General features: G+C 41.2%; 16 protein-coding genes and 1 CRISPR repeat array. Of the genes, 12 read left to right on the forward strand and 4 right to left on the reverse strand.

The features are described from left to right. Positions 1–64: 64 nt before the first annotated feature. From RDQ32_RS04410 to RDQ32_RS04460, 11 genes are all read left to right on the forward strand, one after another. Positions 65–280 (forward strand): DUF3791 domain-containing protein, encoded by a 216-nt coding sequence (locus tag RDQ32_RS04410; RefSeq protein ID WP_007157749.1) that lies wholly within the window; start codon positions 65–67, stop codon positions 278–280. Between the two features lie 17 nt (positions 281–297). Continuing rightward, a complete protein-coding gene (locus RDQ32_RS04415) occupies positions 298–654 on the forward strand; it encodes an arsenate reductase family protein (RefSeq protein WP_308579258.1) in 357 nt (118 codons plus the stop codon). A gap of 131 nt (positions 655–785) precedes the next feature. Continuing rightward, on the forward strand, positions 786–1,559 hold the full coding sequence (gene cas6 / locus RDQ32_RS04420; RefSeq protein ID WP_308579259.1) for a CRISPR-associated endoribonuclease Cas6: 774 nt from the start codon (positions 786–788) through the stop codon (positions 1,557–1,559). A 203-nt stretch (positions 1,560–1,762) separates the two neighbouring features. Then, positions 1,763–4,447: a type III-A CRISPR-associated protein Cas10/Csm1 gene (gene cas10 / locus RDQ32_RS04425; RefSeq protein ID WP_308579260.1), complete on the forward strand. Its 2,685-nt coding sequence runs from the start codon at positions 1,763–1,765 to the stop codon at positions 4,445–4,447. A 106-nt stretch (positions 4,448–4,553) separates the two neighbouring features. Next, positions 4,554–5,225, forward strand: coding sequence for a type III-A CRISPR-associated protein Csm2 (csm2, locus tag RDQ32_RS04430; RefSeq protein ID WP_308579262.1), 672 nt, complete (start codon positions 4,554–4,556; stop codon positions 5,223–5,225). Positions 5,226–5,332: 107 nt separating this feature from the next. Next, positions 5,333–6,049, forward strand: a complete 717-nt coding sequence (gene csm3, locus RDQ32_RS04435; RefSeq protein ID WP_308579263.1) for a type III-A CRISPR-associated RAMP protein Csm3 — start codon at positions 5,333–5,335, stop codon at positions 6,047–6,049. Beyond that, entirely contained in the window at positions 6,039–7,061 is a 1,023-nt protein-coding gene (gene csm4, locus RDQ32_RS04440) for a type III-A CRISPR-associated RAMP protein Csm4 (RefSeq protein WP_308579264.1), read from the forward strand. Before csm3 ends, csm4 begins: the two co-directional genes overlap by 11 nt. A 2-nt stretch (positions 7,062–7,063) precedes the next feature. Further along, on the forward strand, positions 7,064–8,284 hold the full coding sequence (gene csm5, locus RDQ32_RS04445) for a type III-A CRISPR-associated RAMP protein Csm5 (RefSeq protein WP_308579265.1): 1,221 nt from the start codon (positions 7,064–7,066) through the stop codon (positions 8,282–8,284). Positions 8,285–8,419: 135 nt separating this feature from the next. Next, positions 8,420–9,418: a CRISPR direct-repeat array (repeat unit 36 nt; unit sequence ATAGAAATAAAAAAGATCCCCATAGGGGACGGAAAC). A gap of 177 nt (positions 9,419–9,595) precedes the next feature. After that, a complete protein-coding gene (gene cas1 / locus RDQ32_RS04450) occupies positions 9,596–10,534 on the forward strand; it encodes a CRISPR-associated endonuclease Cas1 (RefSeq protein WP_308579266.1) in 939 nt (312 codons plus the stop codon). A gap of 21 nt (positions 10,535–10,555) precedes the next feature. Further along, entirely contained in the window at positions 10,556–10,873 is a 318-nt protein-coding gene (gene cas2, locus RDQ32_RS04455; protein WP_308579267.1) for a CRISPR-associated endonuclease Cas2, read from the forward strand. Next, complete coding sequence (locus RDQ32_RS04460; RefSeq protein ID WP_308579268.1) at positions 10,870–12,348, forward strand: hypothetical protein; 1,479 nt, start codon at positions 10,870–10,872, stop codon at positions 12,346–12,348. Before cas2 ends, RDQ32_RS04460 begins: the two co-directional genes overlap by 4 nt. A 37-nt stretch (positions 12,349–12,385) precedes the next feature. Here RDQ32_RS04460 and RDQ32_RS04465 read toward each other — a convergent pair whose 3' ends face one another. Further along, positions 12,386–13,432 (reverse strand): beta-eliminating lyase-related protein, encoded by a 1,047-nt coding sequence (locus RDQ32_RS04465; RefSeq protein WP_308579269.1) that lies wholly within the window; start codon positions 13,430–13,432, stop codon positions 12,386–12,388. A 518-nt stretch (positions 13,433–13,950) separates the two neighbouring features. Here RDQ32_RS04465 and RDQ32_RS04470 point away from each other — a divergent pair. Further along, the gene (locus RDQ32_RS04470) at positions 13,951–15,957 is read left to right on the forward strand and encodes an N-acetylmuramoyl-L-alanine amidase family protein (RefSeq protein ID WP_007157746.1); all 2,007 of its coding nucleotides are present in this window, start codon (positions 13,951–13,953) and stop codon (positions 15,955–15,957) included. A gap of 108 nt (positions 15,958–16,065) precedes the next feature. On the opposite strand, the gene RDQ32_RS04475 is transcribed toward RDQ32_RS04470, so the two are convergent. From RDQ32_RS04475 to RDQ32_RS04485, 3 genes are all read right to left on the reverse strand, one after another. Then, entirely contained in the window at positions 16,066–16,323 is a 258-nt protein-coding gene (locus RDQ32_RS04475) for a Txe/YoeB family addiction module toxin (RefSeq protein WP_308579270.1), read from the reverse strand. Continuing rightward, a complete protein-coding gene (locus RDQ32_RS04480) occupies positions 16,316–16,585 on the reverse strand; it encodes a type II toxin-antitoxin system Phd/YefM family antitoxin (protein ID WP_007157744.1) in 270 nt (89 codons plus the stop codon). Before RDQ32_RS04480 ends, RDQ32_RS04475 begins: the two co-directional genes overlap by 8 nt. 148 nt (positions 16,586–16,733) lie before the next feature. Next, complete coding sequence (locus tag RDQ32_RS04485) at positions 16,734–18,095, reverse strand: nucleobase:cation symporter-2 family protein (RefSeq protein ID WP_308579271.1); 1,362 nt, start codon at positions 18,093–18,095, stop codon at positions 16,734–16,736. Positions 18,096–18,497 lie beyond the last annotated feature (402 nt).

An 18,497-nucleotide genomic window follows, 5' to 3' on the forward strand; every position in this document is an offset into this window, starting at 1 on the left:
ATGTGGGAAAGTGAAATGATTACCGGAAATCCTCGTAACTCGCAATATATCAGAGGTGAAGAAAATGAGTAAAGAAGGGGAGTTTTTTATTTATCTTTTGGAAAGATATGCAGATTTCAAAAAGCAAAAAGCAAGTGATATTTTAAAGCTATGGGATGAGGCAGACTTGACCAAGCTGATTTATGATTTATACGAAATTTATCATGTGGAGCGTTTGGAAAATGCCTTTGAAGATATAGATATCTTATTAAAAGAAAGAAGTGGCTTAGTAGAAGCCTAAAACAGAAAGGAAAACCCATGAATACATTTATTTGCTATGACCGTTGCAGTACCTGCAAAAAGGCGGAGGATTTTTTAAAGGCTCACAATATTTCTTTTGAAAAGCGTCCGATTAAGGAGCAAAACCCCAGCACCAAGGAAATCCATGATATGAAGGAGCGATCCGGCCTTCCCTTAAAGCGTTTCTTTAACACCAGCGGACAGCTGTACAAGTCCATGGAATTAAAGGATAAGCTGCCCAATATGCCCGAGGAAGAACAGGAAGCACTATTGGCTACAGACGGCATGCTGGTAAAGAGGCCTATATTCCTTTATGGGGAGAAGGTCTTGGTGGGCTTTAAAGAGAAAGAATGGGTAGAGGCTTTAGGAATTTAGGACATAAGAGATAAGAAGAACTAAGATAGAAAAAAGATACAAGAAAATACAAAAATAGAAAAAATCAAAGCTACAAGAAAAACTGAAAGCTTGAATAATTTTATAAGATCATAAGAAGAGAGGATCAGAAGATGGTACTGGCACGATTACGGATGAAGTTGGAGACAGAAGAAAGGCTATCTATGGGGATGTCCTCTCTTTTTCATGGACTTTTAATGGAGCTTATCGACGAGGATTTGGCGGGAAGACTGCATAGCGGAGGGTTACAGCCCTATACTCAACATTTGGAACTTTCTAAAGAGGGAAATTATTGGGTGGTCACCGCCTTTACAGAAGAAATCCTGGAGGGCATTATCAAGAAATCTTTGCTTTCTTTACAGGAATTCACTCTGAAAAAGCAGGGAATTCATGGGAGAATCGTGGAAAAACATTATGAGGAATTTCCCTTTCAGCAGTTGACCTCCGCCTTTTATACAGAAAAGGCGAATCCTTATATTTCCCTGCAATTTTTAAGCCCGACCTGTTTTAAGCAAAATGGAAACTATATTCATTATCCTGATTTACGTCTTTTATTCAAAAATCTCATGCATAAGTATGATGAGGCAGGCTTTGGGGAAGAGGGCGAGGATGAGGAAACTTTGAATGCCTTGGTAGAGGACGCTGTGGTAAGTCAGTATCATTTACGCAGTACGGTCTTTTATTTGGAAGGGCATAAGCTTCCTGCATTTACCGGAACACTGACTTTGAAAATGAAGGGGACACAGGCTTTATGTAATTTTGCCAGATTTTTATTTCGCTTCGGAGAATATTCCGGAGTAGGTATTAAGACTGCTTTAGGAATGGGAGCCTTAAAGCTTATGGAGGAAAATGACTATAAAAGAGAAAATCCTAAAGAAAAATCCTAAAGTAAAATTTCAAAGGAAATATATAAAGCAGAAATGATAAGGTGAATATTGTAAACAAATATCAGCTGAAATATGGATTTGAAATAATAGAGGGAAATAGCCGGAATGCAGAGGAAAGCGGCTGGCATCTAGAGGAAATTTAGCTGAAATCCAGAGGAAAAACAGCTATATCAAAAAATAAAAACCAATAGAGAGGAATGAGTATGGAAAAGCGACAAGTCCAACTAATTTACGGAAGTCTCTTGCATGACATCGGAAAAGCAGTGCAACGAGCCGGAGGAGAAGGAGGAACACATAGTAAAATCGGAGGAGATTTTATCGCCTCTCTTGACGGCAATTCTAACGCAGAAGGAGATGGAAGAACTAAGGACGATGCCATTCACTGGGCAGAAGAAACAGAAATCCTGAATTGTATTCGTTATCATCATGGTACATCTCTGGGAAGAGCTAAAGATTTAGCTCCGAACTCTTTAGCGTATCTAAGCTATATAGCAGATAATATGGCCTCTGCAGCAGACAGAAGAGAGAAGCAAAACGAAGGGGATGAGCAAAAATTCGGTTTCGACAGTTCCGTTCCTTTGGCTTCAGTATTTAAAGTCTTTAATGGCGTGAGTAAAGATAGTGAGGAAGATGGAAAATGGCATTTTGTTCGTCGGATTTTAAATCCGGAGAATCCTATTCCCTATCCGGAAAACAGAGCAGCTTGCCAAAGAGAAAATGATGAAATTTTCTATACAGAGGTTAAAAGAAATCTTCGGGAGAATTTAAGGGGAATGGAAATAAGGGAAGAATACATTTCCTCTCTTTTGTCCTTACTGGAAGCAAATTTATCCTTTATTCCTTCTTCTACGGCAGTGCAGGAGCAGGAGGATATTTCCCTTTATGACCATTTAAAGCTGACAGCGGCATTTTCTGAGTGTTTATTCCAATATTTAGAAGAGAAAAATATTTCCGATTATAAATCTTATGTGTTTGAACAGGTAGAGAAGGCTTGGGATAGCCCTTCCTTTCTTTTGTATTCCATGGATGTATCCGGAATTCAGTCCTTTATTTATACCATTAGCAGTAAGGGAGCTTTAAAGGGATTAAGAGCTAGAAGCTTTTATCTGGAAATCATGATGGAGCATGTAATGGATGAGCTTTTGGAACGGCTTAGCTTATCCAGAGCATCTTTACTGTATCAGGGGGGAGGGCATGCCTACCTGCTTCTTCCTAATACGGAAAAAATAAAGATAAGCTTAAAGTCCTTTAAGGAAGAACTGAATCAGTGGTTTTTGAAAAAATTTGATATTTCCATTTTTATGGCAGACGGCTATGCGGAATGTAGTGCCAATGTCTTATGTAATAGGGATGCCGGTAATACAGAGTCCTATACTGCACTTTATCGAAGAGTTTCAGAGGAAATTAGTAAACAAAAGCGGGCAAGATATACGGCAAAGGACATTTTAAGCTTAAATCAAGGGAAAACCTCTGGCGGGAGAGAGTGTAGTATCTGTCACCGCATGGAGAATGTGGAAACACTTCCCGATCATAGAGGAGAGGCTTGTCCCATTTGTCGAGCCTTAGAGAGCTTTGCGAAAGCCCTTTTTCAGGAGAAGAAGAACAGCTTTATCATCTTGGATCAGGATAAACTGAAAAATGCCAAAGCTATTAAAAGCTTAAAAAAAGAGCAGTATCTGCCCCTGCCTTCCAACAGACTTCTTCTGGTAGAGGAAGAAAAAGAGCTAATCAAGTGGATGAAAGAAGAAGCCTATGTTCGTTCCTATATCAAAAATGAGTATAAGACAGGAAATAAGCTTAGCACCAAGCTTTGGATAGCAGATTATGCGGAGTCGGAGGAATTGGATGAAGAGAGTAAGACGGTAACCTTCCAAAGCCTTGCCAAGAGTGCCAAGGGGATAGAAAGACTATCGGTATTGAGAGCGGATGTGGATGATTTGGGAGCAAGCTTTGTAAGCGGATTCCGAAATCCGGAGCTGGGAGGACGATTTAATACACTATCCAGAACCTCCACCCTGTCCAGACAATTATCTCTTTTCTTTAAGCTTTATCTCAAAAAAGTAATTCAAGGAGATGAAGGAAGTAGAATTTCAGAATCAGAGAAAGAACTCTACCATTTTTATAAAAAAGCTGAAGAATTTGGAAAAGATTCTAATGGAAGAGAGGAAGAGAAAAAGGAAACAAACAACTCCAAAACTTTTTTTGATGAAGGCTTTTGGAAAGAGGATAAAGAGAATAAGCCGGTGCAAAAACAAGAGAAAAGAAGTATTGCGGTGGTATATTCCGGGGGAGATGATGTCTTCCTGGTGGGAGCATGGAATGATGTTATTGACGTGGCTTTGGACTTACAGGAAGCCTTCAGACGATTCACGGGAGGAAAATTGCATTTTTCTGCCGGTATAGGATTTTATTCTCCAAGTTTTCCTATTCACAGGATGGCAGTGGAAACCGGAGAATTGGAAGATAGTGCTAAGCGAGTAGAATGGCAGAATCCGGAAACGCATAACTTAGAGAAAAAGAATGGAATCTGCCTTTTTGAAGAGAAAGAATGTTATTCCTTTACGCAATTTAGAAATACAGTACTGGGAGAGAAGTATGCGAAGATTGAGCGTTTCTTCCGGAGCACTAACGATTATGGAAAGGTGTTTTTATATCGGCTCTTGGAAATGCTTAGAGAGGCTCGAGATAAGAATGGAAAAGGATTTAACCGAGCCAAATTAGCCTACTACCTTTCCCGAATGGAGCCAAAGGATAAGGGAGAATATATGCAAAGCTTGTATCAAGACTTTGCTCATGCAATCTATACATGGGCTCCCCGGGAAAATGAAAGAAATGAACTGATTCTTGCGATCTATCTTTATGTATATTTGATTAGAGACCGTGAGTAAAAAAGCTAAAAAAAGGATACCGATGCTAGAAGGCGGCTAAAAAACTTAAACAAAACGCCGGAAAAAGAAAAGAAAGAGAATAAGCAGAAGAAAAAGGAGAATAGATATGGATCTTTCAAGCATCAGAGAGGAAATAATGGATATTGATTGGAAGGCGATAGATGCTAAAAAGAAAAGTTCAGAGAGCTTTAAACAAAAAGAATATTCAGGAGGAGGGAACAACATGGAGAATAAAAGTACCGGTGGATATAGCGGGGGAGGATATACGAAGTCTTCCAACTGTGCAGGGAACCGAGGTGGAAACTTTAACAAGAGTGCTTCTGTTCCTAAGGCAGAGGAGAAAGAAGCAGTATTCTGGATTACGGAGGAAAACTACTTAGACCATGCTGAGAAAGTAATTAAAGATTTGAAGGCTGAAAATGCCATGATTACCACCTCCCAAATTAGGAATATTTTGGCCAATATATCAGATATTTTTAATGTAGTGCAAAGAACGAAACAATCAGGAGATTTACCTTCGGAAGTAAGAAGTAAAATCAGAGAACTTACTATGCATTGCTACTATGCGGCAGGGAGAGAAGAGAAAGTCAAAAAATTCTTTCTTCGTTCCTCATTGTTTATGAATTTAAAGGGTATTTTAGAAGCTTCTTCAGAGGCGAATAAAGAAATACCGGAGACCCTACGGAAGGTAGGAGAAAAAGAACGATTCTTACTGCTTCATAAATATATGGAATCTTTGGTTGCCTTTCACCGTTTTTATGGAGGAAAAGACAGTTAAAAGCTTCTTTACCATTAGAGTGCGAAAATACGGACGATAGATTTATATTTCGATGAGATTATAAAGTCAGGATAATACACCCCACCATGGGGATAAAGGAGAATACTATGTACGGAAAGATTTTAATTGAAGGAAAGCTGGAAGTGGTTACAGGACTTCATATTGGAGGAGCCTCCAGTTTTGCGGCTATTGGAGCGGTAGACTCTCCGGTAGTGAGAAACAGTAGAGATAACCAACCCATGATTCCCGGAAGTAGCCTAAAGGGAAAGATGAGAAGCCTTTTGGCGAGACAAAGAAATCAAAAAATAAGTGGAAATATGGATGAAGATGAAGAGGGAATCTTACGGCTTTTCGGTTCTGCTAAAAATGGAAATGTTCGTGTAGGCAGATTGATATTTTCCGATTTGTTCTTGGCAGAGCAGGATAGTCTGGAAAGCCCGGTAGAGGTGAAATTTGAAAATAGTATTAATAGACTTACCGCTGTGGCAAATCCAAGACAATTAGAAAGAGTAATTCCCGGAACGCAATTTAACTTGAAATTACTTTATGAATTAAAGGATACAACAGATAGAGAGAAGGAGAAGCACTCGGAATATTATCAAGGGACAGAGGAAGAGCGGATTCTGAAAGACTTCCAATGCCTTATTGACGGCATGAAGCTTTTAGAATTGGACTATCTTGGAGGAAGCGGAACCAGAGGTTATGGCCAAGTACGGTTTTGTAACTTAAGTGCCGACTTGGTTTACGGAGATGAAGTTTTGGAAAAATATGCAGATCTATTAAACGATCAATTAATAGCATTGGAGGAGGAAAATGAATCATAGCATTATACGATTTAGCTTTTCCACTCCGGTGCACTTTGGGAAAAGTAAATTGGAAGATGGGGAGATGTGCTTTTCTGCCGACACCCTGTTTTCGGCTCTTTTTCTAGAGGCAATGAAAGAAGGGAAAGAAAAGCTTCTTTTAGAGTATGTCCAAGAGGAAAAGCTACTATTTACCGATGCCTTTCCCTTTTCTGTGAAGCAAGAAGGAAGCAAGGGCAAGAAGGAGTATTGCTACTTTTTCCCCAAACCTATGTGTCCGGTAGAAAAGGGAGAGGAAGAGGGGAGAGAGAAGGAACATTCTATTCTTAAGAAAGCCTACAAAAAGTTAAAGTACCTTTCCATGGACTCGATTTCCGACTATTTAGAAGGTAAGCTAGACCCGTTGGAAGAGCTTAAGAAACAAAACTTCGGTTCTTTTTTCAGTCAGGAAATGGTTCGTATCTTGGAGGATGAGGATAATCTGCCTTATCGAGTTGAACAATTCCAATTTGCTGAGGATGCGGGACTTTACTGTATTTTTTCTACAGAAGATGAGGATGTAGAGGATTTTCTCGTGGATTTACTGGAATCTCTCTCCTATGTCGGAATCGGAGGAAAAAGGGAATCCGGAAAGGGAAAGTTCAGCATTACAGCAGGAGCCCTTGGAGAGGAAATGGCAGAAAAAATCAAATTAGCCGGAGAAGTTAAAGAAGATGATTTATCTTCTGCTAGAGTCGAATCTTCGACTAAAAAGACAAAAGACAGTGACTTTCTGCTTCTCTCCTCTGCTATGGCTAAGACAGAGGAAGACCTGGAGAGTATCTTGGAAGATGCGTCTTATCTACTCCAAAAGCGATCCGGTTTTATATACTCTGAAAGCTATGCGAAAGAACAAAGAAGAAAAAAAGACTTTTTTAGCTTTCAAGCCGGCTCCTGTTTTAAGAAGCCTTTTTCAGGGGATATCTTTGATGTATCGGATGGGGGAAATCATCCGGTTTACCGTTACGGAAAAGCGGTCTTTATGGAGATATAAATATGAATCCTAAGAGAGAAGAAAATATAATGACTCCCTATTTAAAACGCTACAGAATGAAAATTACGGCAATTGGACCGATTCATGTGGGAGATGGGAAGCAATTAAAGAAAACGGAATATCTTTATGACAAACAAAGGAATAGAGTGTTTGTTTTAGACTCGATGAAAATGTATGCCTATTTGGAAAAGGAGAAACTACTGGACCGTTTTCAAGACTATGTTCTTGGCATGGGAAAAAATGCTAATTTATTTCCTTTTCTTCAAAATCAAAATATTCCCAGAGAAAGCTGGGAAAGTTGGAAAAGCTATGATTATGGCATTTCAGTACGAGAGAATACAAGCTTAAATGAAATTCACTCTTTTGTAAAAGATGCAAATGGAAGGCCTTATGCTCCCGGTTCCAGTATTAAAGGAATGATTCGCACGGCACTTTTATCCTATCTTCTTGGAAATAACAAAGAGGGTAGAGACGAAGAAGGGATGTTTTCCTACCGAGATATAAATGAGGGAAAAATACAATCTATACGCAGAACAGTGAAGCAGGGGAGAATAGATGGGGGAAAGCGAGGCTTGCGTAACGAAGTAGGAGAACTGGAGGCTTTGGCTTTTCATCAACTGGAGCTAAAGGATGGGACTAGATTGGAAAATCCAAGGAATGCCGTCTGCTCTATCCTTCGTGGACTTCTAGTACGAGACAGTCAGCCTTTATCTTTAATGGATTTGGATCTTGCTCAAAAGGTGGATTTATTTTCGGAAAATCCGAGTAGAAGAGATTCTCGTTTTTCTCGGGATGGTAAGGAAAAAACAAATGCTATCTCCACCTTTAAAGAGGTATTGCGCCCGGGGACTGAGATTTATTTTGATTTAATCTTAGATTCAAAGGTGTTCCCCTATTCCTTAGATACGATTTTAGCCGCATTGGATTATTTTAATGAGAAATGTTATTATTACCACTACAAGCATTTTCAACGCCCTACTTTAGAAAAGGGAATTGTATGGCTTGGTGGCGGTGCAGGTTACTGTACCAAAACAGTTAGCTATCCTCTTTTGCAAAAGGAAGGCTTGGAACTTGTAAGTGAAATACTGGTGAATAATTTTAAAAACCATCATCATGATAGGGATAAAGAGCTGGGGGTTTCGCCCAGAACAACACCAATCTTCCCTCAGTTAAATCATATCTACGATCAAGGGATGGGCAAGATAGAGCTAGTAGAATCGTAGTTTTGCACCGCAGGGCATAAAATCAAGGGTCAGAGCAGTTTACAAGCTTCGAATCCCCCGATTTTACCGGAGAAAACCTTTTGCACCGCAAAGTGCAGGTTTTCTCTATGCCCGGCAAGGTTTCCATAGGACAGAATAGAAATAAAAAAGATCCCCATAGGGGACGGAAACTTCACTAGCTTTTCTTATACGTTGAAGTGTGCTCATAGAAATAAAAAAGATCCCCATAGGGGACGGAAACTCTCTTTCCAGTCTTTATAGTTTCCTGTACTTGAATAGAAATAAAAAAGATCCCCATAGGGGACGGAAACTCATCTTTCTTTCGATGATAAATCAATTTCAAATTGATAGAAATAAAAAAGATCCCCATAGGGGACGGAAACATTACCGGCCAATAATGACAAACTGTCCATAGTGTTTTTATAGAAATAAAAAAGATCCCCATAGGGGACGGAAACTGAGAGGGGGAGAGAATAGATAATCAATCATCATAAATAGAGATAAAAAAGATCCCCATAGGGGACGGAAACATTTGCGAAAATTCATCTTTACGCATTTTCTTTTTCCTATAGAAATAAAAAAGATCCCCATAGGGGACGGAAACCAGCCTTCCTCAGACTTGAACCAGCCCTTGATCATAATAGAAATAAAAAAGATCCCCATAGGGGACGGAAACGATATCCATCTCCTTCCTTTATCCTTCTTGTTAGTGCCATAGAAATAAAAAAGATCCCCATAGGGGGACGGAAACATATAGATATAAAATCAATGAAATTTTCTATATTCAATAGAAATAAAAAAGAACCCCATAGGGGACGGAAACTGAAAGCGGATTGCCCTAATCACTATATCTTGCTGTTTATAGAAATAAAAAAGAACCCCATAGGGGACGGAAACCAAAAGTATTGTGTATTGAATGGAAAGAACCATCTAATAGAAATAAAAAAGATCTGATAGAAATAAAAAAGATCCCCATAGGGGACGGAAACACATTGATGTTAAACTTCTCTGTCACAATAACGCAAATAGAAATAAAAAAGCTCCCCCAAGGGGACGGAAAAACTGCATTATCAACAACTTCAACTTCCACTGGTTCTTATAGAAATAAAAAAGCTCCCCATAGGGGACGAAGTTTCTTTTCTTATGTTATACTTAATTTATAAGAAAAGAGAGTTCTTAATTGTCATGTTAGAAGGAAGTAGGACTAGAATAAGTAACATCTATATTTCTGAAAGAAAACTTGAAGAAGGAGAGCAAAAATGAGCTACGTGTACATCTGTGAACAGGGTAGTAGGGGTTGAAGGAAATCGTTTGCAAGTAAAGTACAAGGATGGTATGGTTAAGACCTTGCCCATAGAGCCATTGGAATCTATAGAGCTTTTTGGGCGAATTCAGGTATCTACCGCCTGTATGACGGAATGTTTGAAGAGAGGAATTACCTTAGGCTTCTTTTCCACCACGGGAGCCTATTATGGAAGATTGTTTTCTACCAATCATGTCCATGTGAAACGACAAAGGCTACAAGCTTCTATGTCTCCGGAATTCTGTCTGGGCTTAAGTAAAAGATTGGTGTCAGGAAAAATATCCAATCAAATGGTGACGGTAAGACGCTATAACCGATACCAAGAGATGGACTTAGAAGAAAATCTAAAAGCTATGAAGCGGAACTTGGAAAAAATTGAGCAGTGCAGTGGAATAGAGGAGCTTATGGGTTATGAGGGAGCTGCTGCAAGGATTTATTTTTCCTGTCTGGGCAAGTTGATAGACCGAGAATTTTACTTTGAAGGGCGTAATCGAAGACCGCCTAAGGATCCATTTAACTCTTTAATCAGCTTGGGATATGCTATTTTGCTCAATGAAATCTATGGAAAAATTGAGGCAAAGGGCTTAAATCCTTATTCTGGTGTTTTGCATCAAGATCGGGAAAAGCACCCTACTCTGGCCAGTGATTTTATGGAAGAGTGGAGAGCGGTGTTGATTGATTCCTTAGCAATGAGCTTATTAAATGGCCATGAGTTAAAGGAAGGGGATTTTTACAAGGGAGAGAATGGCGGTATTTTCCTGGAGAAATATGCCTTTAAACTATACCTGGATAGACTGGAAAAGAAGTTTCGCACAGATCAAAAATATTTAAGCTATGTAGATTATCCCACCAGTTTTCGAAGGGCGATAGAATTACAGGTCAATCAGTTTGTAAAGGCCTTGGAAGAAGAGGATTTCAACTTGTATGAGCCAATCTATATTCGCTAAGTCTCTGAGATAGGAAACGGTATGGAAAATTATTTTTGGAACACGGAAGAACAGCAATCTACAAAAAAGATTTTTGTTTTGGTGATTTATGATATTGTAAGTAATAAAAGAAGAAATCACTTTGCGAAGCTGTTGAGCGGATATGGGATGCGGATTCAGAAATCCTCCTTTGAAGCTTTGGTGGATAAGAAACTCTTAGAGAAGTTGGAAAAAGAGATTCCTAAAGCAATCAATCCGGAAGAGGACAGTGTCCGCATTTATCGGATGACAGGCTATGGAGAAGTGATTCTCTTTGGGCAAAATCAAAAACTGGAAAATGAAGAGGTAGTAATTCTATGAGTAAAATACTGTTTTCTCCTGTAGGAGGGACTGATCCCTTATCTAATGACAATTATCAGGATGGTGCTATCTTACACATTGTAAGAAATTATCGTCCGGAGCGAATCGTGCTCTTTCTTTCTCAGGAAATGTTACGATTTCATAAAGAAGATAATCGCTATATCAAGTCTTTGTATTTGCTTTACAGGGAGTTTTTGAAGCAGGAAGATCCGGAACAGTTGGAAAAGCTTACAGTGAATGCTTTAAAGCCTATACAGAAGCTACAATTAGAGGATGCAAGTTTAGAGCTTTATCAGATTGGAAATATGAAGGTGGAGACTATAGAACGGGAGGATTTATCGGAAGTCCAAGACTTTAATACATTTTACAGGGAATTTCCGAGGTGGATTCACTATAGTATGAAAGATTTGGGAGAGGCAGATACATTGCTCCTAAATGTTTCTTCCGGAACACCTGCTATGAAGGGCTGTCTTCTTAGTATGCAACTTTTACAGGATATCCATTGTAAGGTAATACAGGTTTCCACTCCTGTACGAAGAATGAATGAGCATCGCCATAGTGGCTTTGTTTTGGAGGATGCGTGGGAGAACAATATTGATAATTTAGAAGGCTTTACCAATCGTTGTACAGAGGTTAAGGTTCCGGATTTTGCCTATATGATACAGGAAAATCAAATCAAGAGACTGATTCAAGAGTATGATTATAAGGGAGCCCTTGCCTTAGCCAAGTCTTTACCGGCGGAGCGGACGGAAGAGTATTTATCCTTTTTGAAAATGGCGTTACAAAGAAGCCTTTTGGATATGGATTCTGTAGAAAGCTTTATTAAGCATAATAAGGGAAAATTTCAATTTCCTGTAAAGCAAGCCGGAGGTAAAGAAGCGGAGAAGTCTTGCTTAGTATTTGAGTATTGCCTTCAAATGCAGCTAAAACTTGCCAGAGGAGATTTTGATGGCTTTATTCGTTCCCTTACCCCTGTGATTTGGGATTTATTCTTTCAGATTATAGAGAAGGATTTAGGACTTCCAATTTCTAAATATATTGAGAATGTTTATAGTGATACAAAAGTAAAATATTGGAAATTGGATGTCTTACAACAGCAAACTAACGAGAATGAAAAAAAGATTTATACGGTTCTTCTCACAAAAATGAATTCTCAAGATCCAAATAAGAGAATGACGGTTTATTCCCCACATTTCTTGGCGTTAATCCAGGCGTATCACTCTCTGGACTTAGTGAAAAATACAGTAGGAGATCTTAGAACTGTAGAAGAAAACCTGCGTAATATGGTTGCTCACCAAATGATTCCGGTAACAGAAAAAATTATTTTAGAAAAAACCGGTTTCACGCCAAAAATCATTATGGAGAAAGTAAAATTGCTTTATTCCACAGCTTATCAAGACCTTGGAGAAGAAAAATGGGCCTCCTATGATAGGATGAATGAGAGCATATTACAATTACTTTCAAAGAGGACTTAAATATACTGTTTCTCCTGTATGGGCTAAAAAAGGGGGCTTACAGCCCCCTAATAATCTCACAGCACTTCTTCACATCCTCTTCTCTTGTGGACCAACTTGTACAAAAACGAATCACGCTGGAGTTTTCATCGTAGCGTTCCATGTAGGCGTATTGCGCCTGCTTTTTTAATTGTTCCATTTTTTCATGGGAAATGACAAAGAAGACCTGATTGGTGGGATAGTCTCCAAAGAGGGGGAGCCCCGCATCCTTTAAGGCTGCCTTGATTTCCCGGGCGTAGGCATTTGCCTTTTCGCCGATATGGAGGTATAGCTCATCCTTAAAGAGCTCATCAAATTGCATGCCCAGAAGCCAACCCTTGGCAAGGAGGGCGCCATGCTGTTTGATGGAGGTGAAGAAGTGAGGAAGTCTACCGGCATCCGGAATGACTACCGCTTCTCCGAACATAGCGCCACACTTGGTGCCTCCGATATAGAAGACATCGCAGAGCTTAGCCAGATCCGGAAGGCTGAGGTCATTTTCCGGGGCGGCAAGGGCATAGGCCAGTCGGGCACCGTCTAGGAAAAGCAGCAGCTGATGCTTTTTACAAAGCTCGGAAATGGCAGTAAGCTCGGCCTTGCTGTACAGACTGCCGTATTCCGTGGGCTGAGACAGATAAACCATGCCGGGCTGGACAGTGTGGGCTTTGTTTTCATCCAAGGTAAAGTTGGAAAGAAAAGCTTCCAGTGCTTTTGGGGAGAGCTTTCCGTCCTTTCCCTTTAAGGGAAGCACCTTGTGCCTTGTCAGTTCAATGGCTCCCGCTTCATGCACTGCAATATGTCCGCTGTCCGCACAGAGTATGCCTTGGTAGGAAGGGAGGAAGGAGTCAATCACCGTGGCATTGGTCTGGGTTCCGCCCACCAGAAATTCCACCTGAGCGGTAGGGCAGTGACAGGCCTTTCGGATTTTTTCTTTGGCAGCTTCGCAAATGCTGTCGCTTCCGTAGCCGGGATAGGGCTTTCTATATTCTTCCGTCAGGCGCTTTAAGATATTTTCGTGGCAAGCCTCTTGGTAATCGGACTGGAATTGCAGGATATCGGTATTCATTTTGCCTCCTTTTTTCGGAAAAACTTTTTTTCGATTTTTTTATTTTAAATAGGGAAGAAGAAAAACGCAAATCGGAAACATCGGATAAAGGAAAGGTCCAAACCGAAAATTCACAGGTGGAAGACAAAAAGAAAAAGCCCGATTCGATATGTACCGGAACAGGAAAAGAGATAAAAAATTAAATCAAACGCTTATCTTGTCAAAAACCTTGCCGATTATAATAAAGACGGATTCTTCCAGGGATTTCGGATTTAGAGACGAAGGAGAGTCTTCCGTCGAGGAATGTTACGCATTTTCCGGCTTTGCAGTTTAAGATAAAGCATTTTCCTCTTGTAAAGACAAGAGCTTTGCGAAACATTGGCCTCGACCTTTTTAGAGGTATAGAGTGTTTAAGGGAGTAGTTAAAAAACGGTTACGTTGGCTCAAGGCTTTGCAGCATATTGCAGAGCCGAATTACCCCTTAGGAATAGAGAAAAGTCGGTCAGGGAGGTCCTTCTTTTTTCCGGAATGGAGGCAAAATGAAGAAACAAGGAATAGACAGAGTACTGTTTCCCTTGGCTACGGCCATTCTGCTTGGTTTGTTCAGCGGACAGGCTTTCGCGGAGGGACAGGGTACTGCGGCTTCTGAAGGAAGATGGCAACAGGATGGAAACAACTGGAAGTACGTGGACGGAAACGGTCAGGAGAAGACCGGTTGGGTGGAAAGCAAGGGACAGTGGTACTTTGTGGATCCCCAGAGCAAGAATTTAAAAAGTGGATGGATGGAGAAGGACGGAAAATGGTTCTTCCTGGACACCAAGGCGGATTCTTTGGGAAAGATGGCTACAGGTTGGCAGTGGGTTGACGGCTACTGTTATTACTTTGCCGGTGATTCCGGAAGAATGTATCACAATGAAAAGACACCGGACGGCTTCTTTGTACAGGAGGGCGGAAAGTGCGCCAATGAGAAGGGCGAGCCTTTGTTCGATCTTTCCAAGGGCGTACAGAGCACGAAAGAAAAGGAAGCGGTAGCGGAGCAGGCCAGAAAAGAAGGCAAGAGTCTGGAGGAAATCGTAAGTCTTGTGGCGCAGGTAAAATCTGAGGCTACAGGAGCTTCCCAGTCCCAGGCTGCAGAGGCCAATGCAGGAGCGGTGAAGTTCTCCGGCGTGGTGAAGAGTGCAGGAGGCTCCGGCGGCGGAGGTGGCGGTTCCAGCTCCGGTGGCGGTGGCGGAAGCTTTTCCGGTGGCGGCTCCGGCGGCGGGGGAAGTTCTTCCGGAGGCGGAAGTTCCTCCGGTTCAAGCAGCAGTGCTTGGCAGACCAGCTATAACCCCTCTACCAAGAATCCCTTTGCAACAAAGGAAGAGCTGTATAGCTTCCATTTGCAAAATGAGCTACGTAGAAAACAAGGAATTGAGGAACGCTCTAGGGAACGTGCTAAGCAGGAACAAGAACGCCTGGATAGGCAGAGAGCGGAACAAAAAGAGGCTGCTAGAAAAGCAAGAGAAGCACAAGAGCGGAGAGACCGTGAAAATGCTGAGCTTTTAAGACAGCAGCAGGCTAAGAGAGAGGCGGCTTTCCAAGAGACTCAGGAGAAATTTAAAAACGGTTTAGCAGAGCCTTATCGCCTTCAAGAGATTAATAGGAAGGGAGACAGCAGATTCGCTTTATTTGCCAAGGGTGTCGATTTAAATGCAGGAAGCTTTAGAAAAGATGAGAATCTGGTTATTGCAAAGAATACTTACGCCTTTGAAAGCATTCCCCAAACCGCTTCTTCCGGCTTTTATGATACTGCGAATGTAGCGGAAAGAGTATATGGCGCAGGAGAAGAGAACTACATTTCCAGATTAAGCTACTATGCGGCAGAGCGAGATGCTTTACGGCATGCCCTTTTACAAAGAAGTAGTGACGTGGTGACTCTCCGGGGAACAAGCCCTCAAAGCGGAAGTTTTAAGGCGAAAATCTTTGGAAAACTCCATAGTCTGGATGAGCTTTATACCGAGGCCGTTGCTCCTACAAGGTCCAGTGCTTATGCCCTGTATCCAAAGACACAGGAAGCCGGTCAAAGCCAAAGAGCCAGCGCGTCCACCCTTTCTCGTTCAGAGGCAACAGCTTCCGCTTCCAACTTGAGAAGAGAGGAAGCACAGAATAGCACCCTTCCCCAGAACTTAAAAAATGAAGCTCTCTTTGATGAGCGGAAAGTTAATCCTTCCGACTTTTCCGAGAAGGTTTTGGAGCATTTGAAAAAGGGAGAGGTTCTGCTTCTGGAGCATAGTGGCTTTAATACAAGCGGAAATCAGATTGCCGTAGTTTACGGTGCAGAGTGGGATATCTACGGAGAATTAACCGCACTATATCTTACCGAGCCGGATGATAGCTTGCAGGCAATGAAGCGTTATCCTGTGAAAAAGCTGAGCAGTAATAATGAAGAAAAACTGGTCTTCACACCGGAGAAGAACGACAAAGTACAGTCTAAGCTGAAGTACTTCTATACGGTAGAGCTGTATGAGAAAGAGCCGGAGAATTTATTCTTTGACATAACAGACTAACAAGCTTTGGAATAATCATTTTTTCGAATAAGAGAAATAAAACATAGAAAAAGGTGCTGTAAAAATCAAAATTGCTTAGAAAATGTTTTTGATTTTACAGCGCCTTTTTTAATAATGATCCTTGCAGGAATAGATGTATAATACATCATCCTCAATAGCATAAATCAGCCGATCTTCTTCCGTGATACGTCTGGACCATTTTCCGCTAAGCTCGTATTTTAGAGCCTCCGGTTTGCCGATTCCTGAGAAGGGACTTCTTTCTATCGCCTCAATAAGGCGATGAATCTTTTTGATGGTACTTTTATTATTTTGGGCATACCAATAGAGGTAATCTTCCCATGCCTCATCGGACCAGGCTTTAATCATCTTCTTTTACCTCAAGCAAGTCATGGGTTTGGAATTGTTTTTTTCGGAATTGTGTATCTCCACGTCGTATTTTTTCCATTAAATAAGAATTGGATAGAATTCTAAGACTTTCTTGCAAACTGTCATATTCTCTTTTAGAGAGTACGACTACGGTATCCTCCGCATCCTTTGCGGTTACAATCAGCGCATCAGCATCTTCATTTACCTGCTTCATGTATTGCTTTAAATTCTGTCTGAAATTGGAATAGGCAACAGCTTCCATAGTTTTTCTCCTTCGAATTAGTTGTACAAAATATTGTACGACTAAAGCAAAAGAAAAGCAAGAGTAGCTCTTGCTTTTCTTTTCTGTATGCTTAACAAGTACTACCTGCAAAGCATGTAAATCTTCTTTTATTTCTCTTCTTTTTCTTTTATTTCTCTTCTTCTACAGACTCTGTAAGCTTTGCCACCTCCATGTTCTTAGGCAAAATCGCACTTAAAATCAAAGCAACAACAAAGACTACCGCTACGACATTTTCCCCGAATACGGTCTGTACGATGGAGGGGAAGATATGCCAGATGCTGCTCTCCGTGCTGGAGGTAAAGCCGATTCCTACTGCCAAAGAAAGAGAAGCGATAACGATATTTCTCTGGGTGAAACCGCAGGAAGCAATCATCTGCATTCCGGAGACTACGATGCTTCCGAACATCATGATGGTGCATCCCCCTAAAACGCTCTGGGGAAGGGAAGCGAAGAAATGTCCTACAGGGGGCAGAAGTCCTGCCAACAGCATTGCTGCTGCACCGGTTGCAATGGTGAAACGGTTTACCACCTTGGTCATAGCGATAAGGCCTACGTTCTGGGAGAAGGAGGTTACGGGAGCACAGCCGAAAAGTCCGGAAATGCTGGATCCGAATCCGTCACATGCCAGAGAACCGGAAATTTCCTTTTCGGTAATTTCTCTGTTTAGTCCGGAGGCTACCATGGCTGTGGTATCTCCGATGGTCTCTGCTGCGGAAACCAGGAAGATAATACAAACGGAAAGGATGGCTCCGATATTAAACTGTGGGGTAAAGGGGAAGAGTCTTGGTAAAGACACAAAGCCGTCAGAGAAAATCAGGCTTAAATCTACCTTGCCCATAAATATGGAAAGAATATATCCAACAATCAAGCCGGCCAATACGGAAAGCTGCTTCATATAGCCCTTTACGAAGATGCTCCAGCCGATGCAGGTAAGTAAAGTTACGGTGGCAATGATTAAGTTTTCTTTGGAACCGAAGTCATCTCCGTAGCCTCCGCCGAAGGAACGAGCACCTACGGTAAAAAGGGAGAAGCCGATGGCGGTTACTACGGTTGCGGCAACGATGGGAGTAATGATTCTCTTCCAATACTTTGCCAAAAGTCCTAAAACACCTTCAAAGCAACCGCCTACGATTACGGCACCGATGACGGTGGGGTAACCGAAGTTTGCGGCAATGGTGGATAGGATGGTCACAAAGGTAAAGCTTACACCCATTACGATAGGAAGCTTAGCGCCAATCTTCCAGACCGGATACAGCTGGATAAAGGTGGCGATACCTGCGGCAAACATCGCGTTTTGTAAGAGCATGGCGATTTCCTGCTGGGTAAGGGCGGGCTGAGCGGCTCCTGCGATAATAGTAATAGGGGCTAGGTTGGATACGAACATGGCTAAGACATGCTGTAAGCCGAAGGGGATGGCCTTTCCGATGGGCACTCTTCCGTCCAGCTTGTAAATGTTCTCCATGCGCGCTACTGACTTTTCTTGACTCATTTTTCCTCCTTCATTTGTTTGAAAAAGAAAAAAGATTCCTGAAATATCACCGGGGAATAGATATTTTCAATGGTTTGTGCCTAAGGAGCTTCCTGATTTGCTCCCAAGCAGCATTTTCCGATGTCGGACTGTAGAGCTTTCTTCCTTGAAAATGTAGCTATTCCTTTTTGTGATTTTTCATAGAAATCTTTCCTGTTTTTTCAAAAAGATAAAAAATCCTATAACAAGAATCTGGACTGTATTGTAACATCCTGTAAAGTGCTTGTCTATATTTTGACAATGCACCAAAAATTAGACAAGTTCACGGAAATTTCTAAAAATAAAGGAAAAACCTTGGAAATATTAAAATGGCATTTTGGCAAAAAATCCAGTAATATCAAGCTTGTAGGAAGATGCAAGGAT

Origin of the sequence: uncultured Oribacterium sp., assembly GCF_902481605.1 — a bacterium.
GTDB classification, from domain to species: Bacteria; Bacillota; Clostridia; order Lachnospirales; family Lachnospiraceae; genus Oribacterium; species Oribacterium sinus.